Raw genomic sequence first — 15,989 nt, forward strand, 5'->3', positions numbered from 1 at the left:
GTGGTTATCGCCGCATGGTTCCCCGGCGTTACCTACGCTTCAGACCGTGCCAGCGCTCATGCGCTGAAACTACGGACCGGTAGCCGGTAAGCCAGTGTAAGGGGTCGACAGCCTCGGAGGCACATCGAGCTTGCACCTGTACAACTCGTATAACGGCACGCGATCGATCCGGTAACGCGTAAATGTGAACGCGTGTACCAGATTTGACATGAACCGGTGCAAGTCCATCGGCGCGCGCACCGAGCTCAGCATCGTCTCGGTCTCCGGGCACGTCAGCGCGACCGCCGCCTGCGCCACCCAGTCCTGGTCCAGATACGTCGGAATCCACGGCGGCTTGCGCAGGAACGGGCCCTCGGCCACCGCCCAGTCCGGGAACAGGTCCTTGTCGTGACCGATGCGCGCGTCGTCCAGCCGTGCCGTGTGCGCGGCCAGCGGATTGGCCAGCCCGATCTGGTCGATCACCCGGACCTCGAGCGGCAGGTTCATGCCCATCATGCCGAGGTTGGTGAAAAAGACTGTGTGTGGTCCTTTTTCGAACCAGTTGGGCGGCGGCGGCGACTTCGGGTCCGGGACCGGCGGCGGCATGGCCGGAACCACGTCCCACTGGTCGTAATTGCCCGACGGCAACAGCAACGCACCCACCGGGGTGTTGTCGATGGCCGTCAGCACCGCCCGCATGCGCGGGTAGTCCAGGTAGTCCGCCGCCGTCAGCGGGTGTGCGTGCCCGGTGGCCTGCGAGTAGAAGCGTCGCTCGTCGACAATGCCGGAGTAGGTGACCCGGGTGGCGTCGTATCCGAGCCCCTGCGAGTTGGCCGCCCACAGCGACCAGCCGACCACCGCCAGCCACAGGGCCGTCGTCGTACCGGCCAGCGCATAGCCGACCTCGCGGGCGATGTTCTTGCCATCCGGGAGCACAATCGGAATCAACGCAATGGGCGTGACCAGGCAGAACAGCGGGACCAGGAGCACCCGGCCGTGCATGAAGTCGCCGCCCTGGCGCAGCCAGTACAGCGCCTGCACCAGACCACTGCCCGCCATGAATATCACTACGGCAGTGGGGCTTTGGACCCGGCGGGCCAACGAGCGGTAGCCGTGCGGCGCCGTCTGGCCCCACCACGGCCGGCTGTGTGTGACGAACAACACAATTGCGAGGGCCGCCGTCAGCACGGCCGGGATCCACAACAGGTACGGCCGGTTGAAGTTGCTGAGATAGACGAAGCCCTGCTGCCATTTGGAACCGGTGGCGTCCTTGGCCAGCGCGGTGATCGGCACCAACAGGCCGTAGTAGCCCATCCGGAAGATCTCGTAGGCAATCGGGATCAGGCCGCCGGCCACCACAATGATCACGCGGCGATGCCGGCCCCGGGCAGCGACCAGCTGCATGACCAGTGCCACGCCGCCGATCAGCGCCAACTCGGGCCGCACCATGACCGACAGGCCCGCCAGGCAGGCGAGGGCGCCGTCGAAACGGGCGCTGGTGACATTGGCGTCGGCTTCGCTCGGGCCGCTGCGGACGGAAGGAGCAATGAGACCGCTGCGGATGGGAGGAGCGATGGGCCCCTGTGACCAGCACACCATCATCCACCAGAGCAGTCCCAGGTAGGCCATGATCAGGCCGTTCTCCAGGCCCGAGGTGGCGAAGTCACGGGCGGGCGGCACGGCCATGTAGACCAGTGCGCCGGCCGGGACCAGCAGTGCGCGCCGGCCCCGCAGGCCGGGGGCGTACAGCCGGCCGGTGCCGAGCATCGCGAAGACCAGGCCCGCCACGCTCAGCGTCAGGGCCAGGGCCAGGGCCACGTACTCGAGCTGCACCGAGCCACCGATCCAGGCCCCGAGCGTGACGAGATAGGTCCACAGCGTCGAGGTGTTGGATTCGACCCGCTCACCGACGTTGAAGACGGGGCCGTTGCCGGCCAACAGGTTTCGCACGGTGCGCAACACGATGAGGCCGTCGTCGGCGATCCACCGGCGCTGCCAGGCGCCCCAGCCGAACAGCGCGGCACACACCACGACGCTCAGCCACAGGCTGATCCGCGCGGCCCGGCCATACGGGAAGACCGGCCCGCGCAGCAATTGCCGAGCGGGCGAGTCACTCACCGGATCAGCCCGGGCAGAATCGCGGCGACGAGGGTTGCGACCAGGGCCACGCCCAGCAGCTGCAGCACTCGGTCGTTCAGCACGATCTCCTCGGGTTCACCCGCAGCGCCACTGTCGACGTCGACGGCGTAGCGCAGGATCGCGATGGTGAACGGCACCATCGAGACCGCGAACCACGGGCCCTTGTTGCCCTCGAAGGCCCACAGCCCGTAGCAGAGCACCACGGCCGTGGCCGACAGCGTCCAGACGAACCGGAGGTAGCTGCTGGTGTAGGACTCCAGCGCCTTGCGGATCTTGGCGCCGGTGCGTTCGGCGAGTTGCAGTTCGGCGTAACGCTTTCCGGCCGACATGAACAGCGAACCGAACGCGAACACCAGGAGGAACCACTTGGACAGCGGGATCCCGGCGGCCGCGCCACCCGCGATGGCGCGGATCAGGAAGCCCGACGAGTTGATGCAGATGTCCAGCACCGCTTGGTGTTTCAGACCGAAGCAGTAGGCCAGCTGCGTCGCGAGATAAACCGCCATGACGATGGCCAGACTGGGCGTGAGCCACCACGAGATGCCCAGCGAAGCGACACCGAGCACCACGGCCATGCTGTAGGCCAGCTGAACAGACACGACGCCCGCCGCGATCGGCCGGTACTGCTTGGTGGGGTGCACCCGGTCGGCCTCGACATCACGCGCGTCGTTGATGAGGTAGATACACGATGCGGCCAGACAGAACACCACGAACGCCACACTGACGTCCTTGAAGACCTCGCTGTAGCTGTAGGCGTGTCCCTGAGCACCGAGCGACGCCAGCGGGGCGGCCAACACCAGGACGTTCTTCACCCACTGCCGCGGGCGCAGCGCCTTGACGATGCCGGCGGCCAGGTTCTTCGGCGGCCCCAGCTGCTGCGTCTGTTCGGTCATGCCGTCACCTCTACAATTCGCGCTTTGGCCGATCGATCGGAAATCGCCCCGACCGATTCGGCGACCACGGTTCCCACCACGACGCCGGTCAGCACGTCAGTGGGATAGTGCACGCCGAGAACCAAGCGCGACAACGCCATCGGCGGCACCAGGACCCACGGCAGCGGCAGGCCCGTCGCCCGGCCGATCAGGATCGCGGCCGCAGCGGTCGACGTCGCGTGCGCCGACGGGAAGCTCAGCCGGCTCGGAGTGCCGACGTTGACGGCGATGGCCGGGTGCTGCGGGCGCTCACGCTTGATGACCCGCTTGATCAGCACCGCGGCCGCATGGGCGACGAAGGTGCCGACACCCGCGGTCACCCAGGCCCGGCGGCGCGGCGGCTGCAGCACTGCACCGAGGCCGCAGACGGCGAACCAGCCCAGGCTGTGTTCACCGAAGTGGGACAGCACGCGGGCGCCGGCGAGCACGCCGGGACGACCGGTCAGCGCGGACTGAACGCCGACCAGGATGGCGTCCTCACCGCGCGGAGAATCGGCGACGGGTTCGCCCGGTTCCGGATCGGGGTTACCTCCGAGGCTCATCTGGCACCGGCCGATTCGATCGCCGAGGCCAGCAGCACGCTCTCCCACTTCTCCTGGCTCGTCAGCTCCGGCAGTGCGTTGCGGTACACCTTGCGCAGGCGGTTGAACTTGCGCGCCAACAGCGCCTGGCGCTTGAGCGACTCACGCAGCAGCTCGAACATCTTCTCGCGGTCACGCTGCCGGTAGACCACACCGCGGCCGTCGGCGGTGGTGACGGTGACACCGTCGACCATGCACAGCGAGAACCAGCGGGCATCCTGCGTCGCGACGTTGATCTGCGGCCGCACATGGTGTTCCGGATCGTGCGGCTTGAGCTGGTTCACGACACCGCGAGCGAGGCGGACCGCGATCGACGGCAGGCTGGTGGGAATCTTGACCGTCCGGCGCCACTTCTTGTCCGACGGCGCGGGCAGCGTCGTCGCGCTCTCGAGCACCACCGCGTCCGGGTACGCGGTACGCATGGCGCGTACCTCCGGCAGCGAGGACTCGAGGATGTTGAACAGATTGTCCGGCCCTGCCAGGAAGTCGTCCATCGCCCGGTTCTGGATCGCCACCGTCGAATACTCAAGGCACAGCAGGTGTTTGAACGTCGCCTTGAGGTGGCTGGCGAGCAGGCCACGGATATTGCCGTCCCAGTGCAGCGCCGCCACGACGAGGCGGTTGCGCAGGTGGAAGTACGCCTGCCAGTCGATGGCGTCGTCCTTGTCGCTCCACGCCATGTGCCAGATCGCGGCACCCGGCAGGGTGACGGTCGGGTAGCCGTGCTCGGCGGCGCGCAGGCCGTAGTCCGCGTCGTCCCACTTGATGAACAGGGGCAGCGGCTGCCCGAGTTCTTCGGCGACCGAACGCGGGATCATGCACATCCACCAGCCGTTGTAGTCGACGTCGATCCGGCGGTGCAGCAGCTTGCTGCGGTCAGAGTCCTCGTCGCTCAACGGGTATTTGGCGAAGTTGTGGTCGTACTCAGCGTTGATGGCGTGCGTCCACATGAAGTTCGCCGCGTCCACCATCTCGCCCATGACGTGCAGGTGCGAAGGCTCCTGCAGGTTGAGCATCTGACCACCGATCAACGTCGGCGACTTGGCGAACCGGTTGAGCGCCAGGGCCCGCAGAACCGAGTCCGGCTCGACGCGGATGTCGTCGTCCATGAACAGAATCTGTTCGCAGTCGGTGTGTCTCAGCGCTTCGTACATCACGCGGCTGTAGCCGCCGGAACCGCCGAGGTTCGGCTGGTTGTGGATGGCCAGCCGGTCGGCCAGCGGGGCTGCGGCCGCGGCGAAGTCGGGATGGTCCTTGACCTTGTTGGTGCCCTGGTCGGACACGATGACCGCGCCGATGACCTTGTCCACCAACGGATCCGAGGTCAGCGCCGCGAGCGCGTTGACGGCGTCGGCCGGCCGGTTGAAGGTCGGGATACCGATCGTGACGTTCGCCCGCCCAGGCGCTTCCACCGGCGCGTACCACCCGGCGTTGTGCACCGTCACCGGACTGTCGGTAGTGATGTCGAACCAGATCCAGCCGCCGTCCTCGAACGGCTCCAGGCCGATCTCGAACTCGACCACTGCCGGGAGGCCGTCGTCGCCGCTGACAATTTCGCTGCCGCCCACGGTGATTCGCGCGCCGGTCGCCTTCGACCGGTAGACGTCGACCCGCGCGCTGCCGGTCAACTCGACCCGCAGCACCACCGCGGTCAGGATCGACCAGCGCCGCCAGTAGCTGGCCGGGAAGGCGTTGAAGTAGGTGGCAAACGAAACCTCGGACTCCGCACCGATTTCCAGCGTCGTGCGGGTCGGGGCGTGGGCGCGCCGGGCGTTGGTGGCCGACTCCTCGATGTAGAGCTTGCGGACGTCGAGGGGCTCACCCGGCCGGGGCAGGATGACGCGAGACAGCAGACTCACGGCACGGGACTGCCCCGACGCCAGCGCGCCGGACGGAATGTCGCTCATGGTTTTCAGCTACTTTCTGTGACGGCATCGCCGAGCGCTGCGCCGTCACGCAGATGCGGCATCAGGACGTTGTCGTACATGTTCAGCGCACTGGCGATGGCCATGTGCATGTCGAGGTACTGATAGGTGCCCAGACGGCCCCCGAACAGCACCCGGTTCTCCTCGGTCTCGGCCTTGGCCCGGGCCCGGTAGGCGGCCAGGATCGCGCGGTCCGAATCGGTGTTGATCGGGTAGTACGGCTCGTCGTCGTCGTTGGCGAAGCGCGAGTACTCCCGCATGATGACGGTCTTGTCGGTCGGGTAGTCCCGTTCGGGGTGGAAGTGCCGGAACTCGTGAATCCGGGTGAACGGCACGTCAGGGTCGTTGTAGTTCATGACCGGGGTGCCTTGAAAATCGCCTATGGGCAGCACTTCCATCTCGAAATCCAAGGTGCGCCAGCCCAGCCGGCCCTCGGAGTAGTCGAAGTAGCGGTCGAGGGGGCCGGTGTACAGCACCGGAGCGTCCGGGGACGCACCCCGGAGCTCTTGGCGGACGTCGAACCAGTCGGTGTTCAGCACCACATCGATGCGCTCGTCGGCTGCCATGTTCTCCAGCCAGGCGGTGTACCCGTCGACCGGCAGACCCTCGTAGGTGTCGTTGAAGTAGCGGTTGTCGAAGTTGTAGCGCACGGGCAGGCGGCTGATGATCGACGCCGGCAGGTCCTTGGGGTCGGTCTGCCACTGCTTGGCGGTGTAGCCCTTGACAAAGGCCTCGTAGAGCGGCCGGCCGATCAGCGAGATGGCCTTCTCTTCGAGATTCTGCGCATCGTCGGTGTTGATCTCGGCGGACTGCTCGGCGATCAGGGCGCGGGCCTCGTTCGGGCTGAAGTAGCGCCCGAAGAACTGGGACACCAGGCCCAGACCCATCGGGAACTGATAGGCCTGGCCGCCGTACATGGCAAACACGCGGTGCTGGTAGCCGGTGAAGTCGGTGAACTGCCGCACGTAGTCCCACACCCGCTGATTGGAGTTGTGGAACAGGTGGGCGCCGTACTTGTGCACCTCGATGCCGGTTTCCGGCTCGGCTTCCGAGTAGGCGTTACCGCCGAGGTGGTGCCGGCGCTCGACCACCAGCACCCGCTTGTCGAGTTGAGTTGCCGCGCGCTCGGCAATCGTCAGCCCGAAGAATCCGGAGCCGACGACGATGAGGTCATAAGGGCCGGAGGACTGGGTCGCAGCGCCCCGGGAATCAGCGGAGGTCATCGGCGTTCAGGGTATCCGACAGAGGCCGTCCGGCCCGAAAACACCCTGTCGGCCCAGCCAGTGCGCGGGCCGGTCGCAATTCGCTCACGATTCCGCATCGTCACTCTAATCCCACTAATCACAGCTTTAACATCGAATCCGTCAGTACCGACGACTCGGCAAGCCAGCTCGAGCCGTGCCCCACACGACCCGAGGAGACTTCCGTGCCTAACCGACGTCGACGCAAGCTCTCGACAGCCATGAGCGCAGTCGCCGCCGTGGCCGTCGCAAGTCCGATCGCACTCGTGGCGGTCGCCCAGATGACCCCGGCAAACCCGGCTCCGCAGCACCGCGAATTCGTCCAGGCCGCGCTGGTCACCGACCTCCCCAACGAGGTCATGTCCGCACTGTCGCAGGGCCTGTCCCAGTTCGGGGTCAACCTGCCGAACCTCATGGGCGGCGCCGGGGGCTCCCCCAGCCCCCTGACCGGACTCACCCCCGGACTGTCACCGCAGAGCGGCCTGACCCCTGGCCTGGGCACCACCCCGGGCCTGACGACTCCGACCGGCCTGACGCCTGCGGGTGGGCTCACCCCGCCTGCCGGCCTGACCCCCGGCCTCGGGACCACCCCGTCGACCGGTCTGACCACGCCGACCGGGCTGACCGCACCCGGGTTGACCCCGCCCACCGGGGCGACCGCTCCTGGCCTGACCCCGCCGGCCGGCCTGGGCACCACCAGCCCGTCAGCGCTCACGCCGGGTCTGACGACTCCGGGCCTGACGACTCCGGGTCTGACAACCCCGGGCGCGTCCCTTCCGAGCGTGAGCACGCCCGGGCTGACCGCACCCGGCCTGAGCGCCACGGGTCTGACGACGCCGTCCCTCGGCGCAAGCCCGGCCGGCCTCGGCGGCGCGGGCATGCCGATGACCGACCCCAACGCCAGCCTGGGCCTCGGCCCCGGCCAGGGGCTGGGCGGCAGCTACCCGATCCTCGGTGACCCGTCGGTCGGACTGGGCGGCGGCGAGGGCCTCGGCGGGGCCTCGAGCAGCGGTGGCGGCGGGTTGATCAGCGACCTGACCAGCGCGGCCAACCAGCTGGGCGCGACCCAGGCGATCGACCTGCTCAAGGGCATGGTCGTGCCGGCCATCACCTCTGCGGTGAAGTCCGCGCAGGCCGCACCCGCGGCAGCCGCCGCGGCCGCACCGGCCCTGCCGGCCGCCTGACCTCCCCGTCACCACACACAACTGAAGACCTGTAACCAAGACGGCACCGCAGAAGCCCCACGGCTCTGCGGTGCCGTTGCGGCGTATCGCAAGGAATTGACAGCTCAGTAATCCGTGTCGAAACATTGGCAACACCTGACACATACGTAACATGCGCGTTGTGCCGCCCCGTCGCCCTGCACCGTCAATACTGCTGTCCGCCCTGGCGGCGACCGTCGTAATGGTGCCGCTGGCGATCAGCGGCATCCCGGGCATCCCCGGCCTGACAGACGACAAACCGTCAGCGCCAGAGCTCCACACGCAGCCACTGGCCGGTGTCGGCGGCGGACAGACCGTCCGGGAAATCCACCAGGACACCCCATTCTCTCTGGTCGCGCTCACCGCATCGGACTTCACCGGCACCTCGGCCCGCGTCCGAGCACAGAAAGCCGACGGGTCCTGGGGACCCTGGTACGACGTGGAGGCGCCCGACGGCGTCGGCGAGGCGCACGCCACCACCCGCGGTACCGAGCCCGTGTTCGTCGGCCGCACCACGACAGTCCAGATCGCGGTGACCCGGCCCGCCGAGGCCGCTGCCACGCCACCCGCCGCAAACCGACCGCAGGGCCCCGGCCTGGGGTACCGCCCCGTCGACGTCGAAAAGCCGTTGGGGCCGAGCATGAAAGCCGTGCTCATCAGTCCGCCGCAGGCGCCGGCCGACGTCCAGTTCCAGCCGACCGCGGTCTCGGCCCCGAACCAGCCGCCGAACATCATCAGCCGCGCGCAGTGGGGCGCCAACGAGAGCGTCCGCTGCGGACAACCGGTCTACGACCGGGGTGTGCGCGCGGCGATCGTCCACCACACCGCCGGTAGTAACGACTACGCGCCCGAGGATTCCGCCGGCATCGTGCGCTCGATCTACGAGTACCACACCCGCGAATTGGGTTGGTGCGACATCGCTTACAACGCGCTGGTCGACAAGTACGGGCAGGTTTTCGAGGGCCGCTTCGGCGGTATGACGAAGCCCGTCGAGGGGTCGCACACCGGTGGATTCAACGTCGACACCTGGGGTGTGGCCATGCTCGGCGACTTCGACGCCGTGCCTCCCACCCCGCTGCAATTGAAGATGACCGGCAGGCTCATCGGCTGGCGGCTGAGCCTGGACCACGTCAATCCCCTGGGCAGCGTGGTGCTGACCTCCGGCGGCGGCACCTTCACCCATTTCCCCGCCGGCGCGACGCCCACCCTACCGACGATCTTCACCCACCGCGACGTCGGCAACACCGACTGCCCGGGCAATGCCGCGTACGCCGCGATGGGCGAACTACGCGACATCGCAGCATCTTTCACCGCCCCACCGGGCGCGCTGAGCGCGATGGACATGCTGCGCGGCGGTGCGATCTTCGACAAGTGGCAGGCCATGGGCGGAGCCTCCGGCCCACTCGGCGTGGCGACCTCGCCCGAGGCCGCGGCCGACGGCCAGACCCGCTATGCGACCTTCGACCACGGCGCCATGTACTGGTCACCGGCCACCGGCGCCCAGCCACTGACCGGGGCCCTCTACGACGCCTGGGGCGCACTGGGTTTCGAGCGCGGCGCCCTCGGACTGCCGACCAGCGGCGAGATCCCGGAGCCGCAATGGATCGTGCAGAACTTCCAGCACGGCACCCTCAACTTCGACCGTGAGACCGGGACCGTCACGCGCGTCATCGACGGTGTGCCGCAAGAGCTTCCGCCGCCGCCGAAGCAGGAGCCGGTGCAGCTCGAGCGGTTCAGCCGCATCGAGATGCAGGGCTAGCGCGGCGCGGCTAAAGCCACCAGCGTTCGAGTACCCGCGCCACACCGTCGTCGCTGTTGGTCGTGGTGACCTCGTCTGCGGCCGCCACGGCCTCCGGGTGCGCATTGCCCATCGCGACGCCCAAGCCGGCCCAACTCAGCATCGGGATGTCGTTGGGCATGTCGCCGAATGTCACCACGTCCTCGGCGCCAAGCCCCAACGGGTGGATGATCTCGGCCACGCCGGTGGCCTTGCTGATGCCCAACGGCACCACTTCGATCAGTCCGTTGTTGGTCGAATAGGTCAGGTCGCCGGTGACGCCGATATGCGGAGCCAGTGCCGCGGCCAGATCGGCGCTGTGCGCGCCGGCCTTGCGGATCAACAGCTTCACCGCCGGCACGCTGAGCATGTCCTCGACCGACACCTCGGTGTTGTCCGGGTTGTGCCAGGCGTGCTCGTAGCCGGGTGAACTCGCGAACTGCGGCATGGACTCGTCGAACGCGGTGCGGCCCACCCGCTCGACCGCCAGCCCGACACCCGGGATCACCCGGGTGGCGATTTCGGCCAACTCGCCCAACGCATCCGGGCTCAAGGTGTGGGCCGAGACGATCCGGTCCGTCGCGGCGTCATAGAGCACCGCACCGTTGGCGCACACCGCCAGGGGCGCCAACCCCAGCCCCTCCACCACCGGCGGAATCCAGCGGGGCGGCCGGCCGGTGGCGAGCACGAACTTGGCGCCGTTCGCGACCGCGGCCTGCACGGCGGCGCGTGTCCGCGGCGTCACCCGCTCATGGGCATCGAGCAGCGTGCCGTCGACATCGGTGGCAATCAGCGCCGGCAGCATCAGCGGTCCCCGGCTTCCCGGCGGGCCCGTTCGGCCTTCTCCAGCACTTCGGCCTCCTCAGGCGTCGGGGCACCTCCGCCCAGCCGGCGGGGCACCCAATACTCACCCGCCGGATGTGGGTAGTCCTCCTGCACCACATGCAGTTGATCGGTCATGGTCTGCTGCAACATCGCCATCACCGCGGCGACCGGGCCGGCTGCCGCGATCGGCGCACCCACCCGAACAATGACCGGAATTTTCTTGCGCCCCAAGCGCTTGGGATGATCCTTGGTCCACACCCGGTGCACGCCCCAGACGATCACCGGGATGATCGGCACCTGCGCGTCGAGCGCCATCCGCGCCACCCCGGTCTTGAACTCCTTGAGCTCGAAACTGCGGCTGATCGTGGCTTCCGGATACACCCCGACCAGTTCGCCGGCGCGCAGCCTCTCCACCGCGATCGGATACGCGTCGCCGCCGGAACTGCGGTCGACCGGGATGAGCCCCGCCCGTTTGACCAGGAAGTTGCCCATCGGCACCCGCTGCACCTCGGCCTTGAGCATGAAGCGGACCCGGCGCCGCCGATGAGTGGCAGCCAGCCCGGCCGGCAGGAAGTCGACGTAAGCGGTGTGGTTGATCGCGATCACTGCGCCACCGGTATCCGGAATGTGTTCCAGCCCTTGATAAGTGATCCGGGTTCCAGTAGCGGCGACCACCGCCTTGGCGGCAATCTCGATGCCGCGGAAGACTGGCTCCATGGCGCTATTCCGGCGCCCCTTCCGCCTGCCGCGCCGCCCGCCTGGCCGCCTTCTCACGAGCTTCGTCGAGATCCATCTGGTCGGCCTCGGCCAGCGTCGGCGCACCGCCGCCCAACCGGTGCGGCACCCAGAACTCGCCTGCCGGATGTTCGGGGTACCGGTCCTGGACCTCCGACAGCAGGTGCTGCATCCGGGCGTGCAGCAGCGCCGTGAGCTCGGCAGCGGGCAGCGTCGGGTAGATGGGCTCGCCGACGTGGATGTAGATGGGCACCTTGGGCCGGCGCATGTTGCGCGGATGGCCCTTGGTCCAGATCCGCTGGGCGCCCCAGATGATGTGGGGGACGATCGGCACGTCGGCCTCGATCGCCATGCGCGCCGCGCCCGACTTGAACGCCTTGATCTCGAAGCTGCGGCTGATGGTGGCCTCGGGGTAGACGCCGACCAGCTCGCCCGCCTTGAGTTGTTTGACGGCCTCGGCGTACGAGTCGGCGCCGCTGCCGCGGTCGACCGCGATGTGCCGCATCTTGCGCATCAGCCAGCCACCGTACTTGTTGTCGAAGACTTCCTTCTTCGCCATGAACCGCACCTTGCGGCCCCGCTTCTGCAGGACGGCGGGCAGCCCGGCGAACGTGAAGTCGAAGTAGCTGGTGTGGTTGATGGCGACCACCGCGCCGCCGCTGACCGGCAGGTTCTCCGCGCCTGTGATGGTGAATTTCAGGCCCTGCACCCGCCACACTGTGCGCGCAAGCTTGATGACGGTGCCATATACCGGTTCCACGGACATCAGCCTAGTGCGGACCGTCGGTACCGTGCGTAAGAAGGCATGCCAAGGTACGCAAGGCTAGAAGCATGACGTTCCCCACCGGCCCGGTCCCCATTCCCGACGTCGTCGACGCGCTCGCCGGAGGCCGTCCCGTGACCGCGGTCTGGCAGAACGAACTCGGTGGCGTGACGTTCGCCATCGGCGCCGGCGACGAGTACGTGAAGACCTACCCGGCCGAGCACGCCGCCTTGCTGACCGACGAAGCGGTCCGACTGCGCTGGGCCGGGAAGTACATCGCCGTCCCGCCCGTACTCGGCGCAAGCGCGGGGTGGTTGCACACGGCAGGGCTGCCCGGCCGCTCCGCCGTCGACCCGTTGTGGTCCGACGACCCCGAGACCGCGGCTCGCGCGATCGGCGCCGGCCTGCGTGCCATGCACGACGCACTGCCGGTCGAGGGCTGCCCGTTCGAACGGCCCTCCTGGGTCGTGGACGTCCCGGACCCGGACCGGCTCGTGGTCTGCCACGGTGACGCCTGCGCACCGAACACCCTGATGAGCGCCGACGGTGCGTTCGTCGGACACGTCGACATCGGGGACCTCGGAGTGGCCGACCGGTGGGCCGACCTGGCCATCGCCACCATGTCCTTGGACTGGAACTACCCCGGCAACTACGAGGCCGCCCTGCTGGACGCCTACGGGGTGGCCCGGGACGACGCGCGCATCGACTACTACCGCGCGCTCTGGGACGCCGGCTGACACACCGGGACACCCCGCTAGACTCGCTGGCGAACTCTCCACCGCCAAAAGGGGCATTTGTGCAGGTCACAAGCGTTGGGCACGCCGGATTCCGGATCGATACCGCCGCGGGCAGCATTCTGTGCGACCCGTGGGTGAACCCTGCCTACTTCGCATCGTGGTTCCCGTTCCCGGACAACAGCGGGCTGGACTGGGACGCTCTCGGCGACTGCGACTACCTGTACGTCAGCCACCTGCACAAGGACCACTTCGACCCGGAGCACCTGCGCGCCCACGTCAACAAGGACGCGACGGTGCTGCTGCCGGACTACCCGGTGCCGGACCTGCGCCGCGAACTCGAGGCCCTCGGCTTCCACACGTTCTTCGAGACCACCGATTCGGTGAAGCACCGCGTGAGCGGGCCGAAGGGCGATCTGGACGTGATGATCATCGCCCTGCGCGCCCCGGCCGACGGCCCGATCGGCGACTCGGGCCTGGTGGTGTCCGACGGCGAGACCGTCGCGTTCAACATGAACGACGCCCGCCCCATAGATTTGGATGTCCTGGACTCGGCCTTCGGGCACGTCGACGTGCACATGCTGCAGTACTCGGGCGCCATCTGGTACCCGATGGTCTACGACATGCCGGCCCGCGCCAAGGAGGCCTTCGGCATCCAGAAGCGGCAGCGGGGAATGGACCGCTGTCGCCAGTACATCGCACAGGTCGGCGCCACCTGGGTGGTGCCGTCTGCGGGGCCGCCGTGCTTCCTGGATCCCGAATTGCGCTCGCTCAACGACGATCACGGCGATCCGGCCAACATCTTCCCCAACCAGGCGGTGTTCCTGGACCAGATGCGCCAGCACGGTCATGACGGCGGTTTGCTGATGATCCCCGGCACGGTCGCCTCGTTCACCGGCTCCACGTTGGATTCGCTGGTGCATCCGATTCCCGACGCCGAGGCCGAGGCGATCTTCACCACCGGCACGGCCGCGTACATCGAGGCCTACGCCCAGCGGATGGCGCCGGTCCTGGCCGCCGAAAAGGCCTCGTGGGCACCGGCTTCCGGCGAACCTCTGCTGGAGCCGCTGCGCGCCAAGTTCGAGCCGATCATGGCACAGAGCGACCAGATCTGCGACGGCATCGGCTACCCTGTCGAGCTCCGGATCGGCGCCGAAACCGTGGTACTGGACTTCCCGAAACGGGTGGTGCGGGAAGCGATTCCGGACGAGAAGTTCCGCTACGGCTTCGGCATCGCGCCCGAGCTGGTGCGTACCGTGCTGCGGGACGACGAGCCGGACTGGGTGAACACCATCTTCCTGTCCACGCGCTTCCAGGCGTGGCGGGTCGGCGGCTACAACGAGTACCTGTACACGTTCTTCAAGTGCCTCACCGACGAGCGCATCGCGTACGCCGACGGCTGGTTCGCCGAGGCGCACGACACTTCAGCATCAATCGAGCTGGGCGGCTACGAGATTCAGCGTCGGTGCCCGCACCTGAAGGCCGACCTGTCGAAGTTCGGGATCGTCGAGGGCAACACCCTCACGTGCAATCTGCACGGCTGGCAGTGGAACCTGGACAACGGCCGCTGTCTGACGTCCAGGGGACACGAATTGCGGAGCACCAAGCGGTGACCAGTGCTCACTCCGGCGCTCGCTCGGACGCGCACTACGACGACGGCCAGATCTTCCTGGACCGGCAGGCGATCACGTTGCGCCGCTACCACTTTCCGTCGGGCACCTCGAAGATCATCCCGCTGGGCTCGGTCCGCGGCTACAAGTCGGAGTCGCTCGGCTTCATCATGGACCGATTCCTGATCTGGGGCGGCACCGACCCGCGCCGGTGGCTGCCGCTGGACATCTGGCGGCCCATCAAGTCGACGCTCGTGACGCTGGACGTGCCCGGCACCACCCCGGCGCCGGCCTGTACCCCGTTGCGGCCCAAAGAGTTTCTGGCCACCTTGGACCAGTTGCTGGGAGAGCAGAACGCTCGTCGAGGTTGACGGCAATGGCGGCTTCAGCCCAGCCGCGCTACCACCTGGTGCCGTCGAGCCCGGGAATCACGCACCGCCCATCCGCGGCGACGCGGCCGATGAGCATGCCGTCATAGCCGGTGCACGACGCGTTGAGCGGCTCACAGGTGTCGATGGACGTGATCACCTTGTCCTGGCCGCATGGGGTCCCTGGCCCCGGGGGGTCGGCTGCGGCCACGGCGCTGCTGAAGCTCAACGCGAGAATTGCCGCAGACGTGACGGCGAACGAGCGGGTCGAGTCGAACATGATCGATACCTCCGGCCGATGGCCCCGACGTGCACCCATGCTACGCCCAAATCAGCGAGGTAATTAGGGCTCATCCGCGGCGCGCACCGTCTGCCGCAGTTCCGAGACGTCGTCGGACGCGGTGTCGTACACGCGCACGATGGCCTGGTCGCCCGGCTTGAGATAGGTCGACTCCCCCAGCTCGGTGTACCGCGTCGCGCCGATGCCGACGAGCAGGTGCGTCGGGTGACCGCTGGCCACCATCAGGGCGCCGACATCTTCCAGAGGCGTGTCGTCCGAACCCTTCTGGTTGGCCAGCCGGTCGACGATCCACTCCAGCAGCTGCGTCCCGTAGTACGAGTAGCCCAGCAGCGGGCTGTCCTGGCCGTACGCGTGCTCGGTACCGGTGCCGTCGTCCAGGAAGCTGGCCAGATGCAGCGACGACGTCGGGCCGTCGGGGCTCAGGTCGTCGATCTCGAAGAACCGAGGGGCCACGCCCTTGGACGCCGGACCCCAGTTCTTCTTGTGACTGATCTTCGGGGCGCCCGGCCGGCGGATCGAGCAGTCGTTGAACGCACCCAGCGCGAACGGCCGCAGCCCGACCACCCGGTCACCCGACCAAGACACCTCACACGCCAGGCCGACTTCCGGCTCGATCTGCAGGTTCAGCGGGATGTCACTTACCGGCAGGATCACCGCGTCCGTCGACAGCGGGAACTCCCCGAGGAAGGTGTCGCTACCCGGCGCGTACCACGGGAAGATGCCCTTGGGTGCCCCGCCCTCCGACCGGACGTTGACGAAATCGACTGCCTCCCCGGCTTGTTCGAGGTGTCCGGCGAAGTTGCCCGCCACCCCGAAGCCGAACCAGCCACGCATGTCGTCCAGGTCGAGATCGATCATGGCTGCCACCCTACTGCGG

At 67.9% G+C, this 15,989-nt stretch carries 15 protein-coding genes; 5 read left to right on the forward strand and 10 right to left on the reverse strand.

The window, feature by feature from the left end; genetic code table 11:
* Nucleotides 1-69: 69 nt before the first annotated feature.
* Genes zomB through glf form a run of 5 tightly spaced genes read right to left on the reverse strand, consistent with a single transcriptional unit; the run spans nucleotide 70 to nucleotide 6,779 of the window.
* A complete protein-coding gene (zomB, locus tag ACX12F_RS27670) occupies nucleotides 70-2,097 on the reverse strand; it encodes a terminal beta-(1->2)-arabinofuranosyltransferase (protein WP_459367419.1) in 2,028 nt (675 codons plus the stop codon).
* Complete coding sequence (locus tag ACX12F_RS27675; protein ID WP_459367420.1) at nucleotides 2,094-3,011, reverse strand: decaprenyl-phosphate phosphoribosyltransferase; 918 nt, start codon at nucleotides 3,009-3,011, stop codon at nucleotides 2,094-2,096. The genes zomB and ACX12F_RS27675 overlap by 4 nt, the downstream gene beginning before the upstream one ends.
* The gene (locus tag ACX12F_RS27680; protein ID WP_459367421.1) at nucleotides 3,008-3,592 is read right to left on the reverse strand and encodes a phosphatase PAP2 family protein; all 585 of its coding nucleotides are present in this window, start codon (nucleotides 3,590-3,592) and stop codon (nucleotides 3,008-3,010) included. The genes ACX12F_RS27675 and ACX12F_RS27680 overlap by 4 nt, the downstream gene beginning before the upstream one ends.
* A complete protein-coding gene (locus ACX12F_RS27685; protein WP_459367422.1) occupies nucleotides 3,589-5,538 on the reverse strand; it encodes a glycosyltransferase in 1,950 nt (649 codons plus the stop codon). The genes ACX12F_RS27680 and ACX12F_RS27685 overlap by 4 nt, the downstream gene beginning before the upstream one ends.
* 5 nt (nucleotides 5,539-5,543) lie before the next feature.
* Nucleotides 5,544-6,779, reverse strand: a complete 1,236-nt coding sequence (gene glf, locus ACX12F_RS27690; protein ID WP_459367423.1) for a UDP-galactopyranose mutase — start codon at nucleotides 6,777-6,779, stop codon at nucleotides 5,544-5,546.
* A gap of 203 nt (nucleotides 6,780-6,982) precedes the next feature.
* Here glf and ACX12F_RS27695 point away from each other — a divergent pair, with 203 nt between their 5' ends.
* A complete protein-coding gene (locus tag ACX12F_RS27695) occupies nucleotides 6,983-7,981 on the forward strand; it encodes a hypothetical protein (protein ID WP_459367424.1) in 999 nt (332 codons plus the stop codon).
* 160 nt (nucleotides 7,982-8,141) lie between these two features.
* Entirely contained in the window at nucleotides 8,142-9,758 is a 1,617-nt protein-coding gene (locus tag ACX12F_RS27700; protein WP_459367425.1) for an N-acetylmuramoyl-L-alanine amidase, read from the forward strand.
* Nucleotides 9,759-9,768: 10 nt separating this feature from the next.
* Here the strand turns inward: ACX12F_RS27700 and ACX12F_RS27705 are convergent, their stop codons facing one another.
* Genes ACX12F_RS27705 through ACX12F_RS27715 form a run of 3 tightly spaced genes read right to left on the reverse strand, consistent with a single transcriptional unit; the run spans nucleotide 9,769 to nucleotide 12,096 of the window.
* Entirely contained in the window at nucleotides 9,769-10,581 is an 813-nt protein-coding gene (locus ACX12F_RS27705) for an HAD family hydrolase (RefSeq protein WP_459367426.1), read from the reverse strand.
* Nucleotides 10,581-11,318, reverse strand: coding sequence for a lysophospholipid acyltransferase family protein (locus ACX12F_RS27710; RefSeq protein ID WP_459367427.1), 738 nt, complete (start codon nucleotides 11,316-11,318; stop codon nucleotides 10,581-10,583). The genes ACX12F_RS27705 and ACX12F_RS27710 overlap by 1 nt, the downstream gene beginning before the upstream one ends.
* Nucleotides 11,319-11,322: 4 nt before the next feature.
* The gene (locus ACX12F_RS27715) at nucleotides 11,323-12,096 is read right to left on the reverse strand and encodes a lysophospholipid acyltransferase family protein (RefSeq protein WP_459367428.1); all 774 of its coding nucleotides are present in this window, start codon (nucleotides 12,094-12,096) and stop codon (nucleotides 11,323-11,325) included.
* A gap of 71 nt (nucleotides 12,097-12,167) precedes the next feature.
* Between ACX12F_RS27715 and ACX12F_RS27720 the strand changes: the two genes are divergently transcribed.
* The 3 genes from ACX12F_RS27720 to ACX12F_RS27730 are packed head-to-tail and all read left to right on the forward strand — an operon-like array spanning nucleotide 12,168 to nucleotide 14,814.
* Nucleotides 12,168-12,836: a phosphotransferase gene (locus ACX12F_RS27720; RefSeq protein ID WP_459367429.1), complete on the forward strand. Its 669-nt coding sequence runs from the start codon at nucleotides 12,168-12,170 to the stop codon at nucleotides 12,834-12,836.
* A 59-nt stretch (nucleotides 12,837-12,895) separates the two neighbouring features.
* Entirely contained in the window at nucleotides 12,896-14,446 is a 1,551-nt protein-coding gene (locus ACX12F_RS27725; RefSeq protein ID WP_459367430.1) for a Rieske 2Fe-2S domain-containing protein, read from the forward strand.
* Nucleotides 14,443-14,814 carry a hypothetical protein gene (locus tag ACX12F_RS27730; protein ID WP_459367431.1) on the forward strand — a complete coding sequence of 124 codons (372 nt, stop codon included), beginning with the start codon at nucleotides 14,443-14,445 and terminating at the stop codon, nucleotides 14,812-14,814. Before ACX12F_RS27725 ends, ACX12F_RS27730 begins: the two co-directional genes overlap by 4 nt.
* Nucleotides 14,815-14,842: 28 nt before the next feature.
* On the opposite strand, the gene ACX12F_RS27735 is transcribed toward ACX12F_RS27730, so the two are convergent.
* On the reverse strand, nucleotides 14,843-15,091 hold the full coding sequence (locus ACX12F_RS27735) for a hypothetical protein (RefSeq protein ID WP_459367432.1): 249 nt from the start codon (nucleotides 15,089-15,091) through the stop codon (nucleotides 14,843-14,845).
* A gap of 63 nt (nucleotides 15,092-15,154) precedes the next feature.
* The gene (locus tag ACX12F_RS27740) at nucleotides 15,155-15,970 is read right to left on the reverse strand and encodes a DUF5718 family protein (protein ID WP_459367433.1); all 816 of its coding nucleotides are present in this window, start codon (nucleotides 15,968-15,970) and stop codon (nucleotides 15,155-15,157) included.
* Between the last annotated feature and the right edge of the window lie 19 nt (nucleotides 15,971-15,989).

Source organism: Mycolicibacterium sp. HS_4_1, assembly GCF_054515875.1.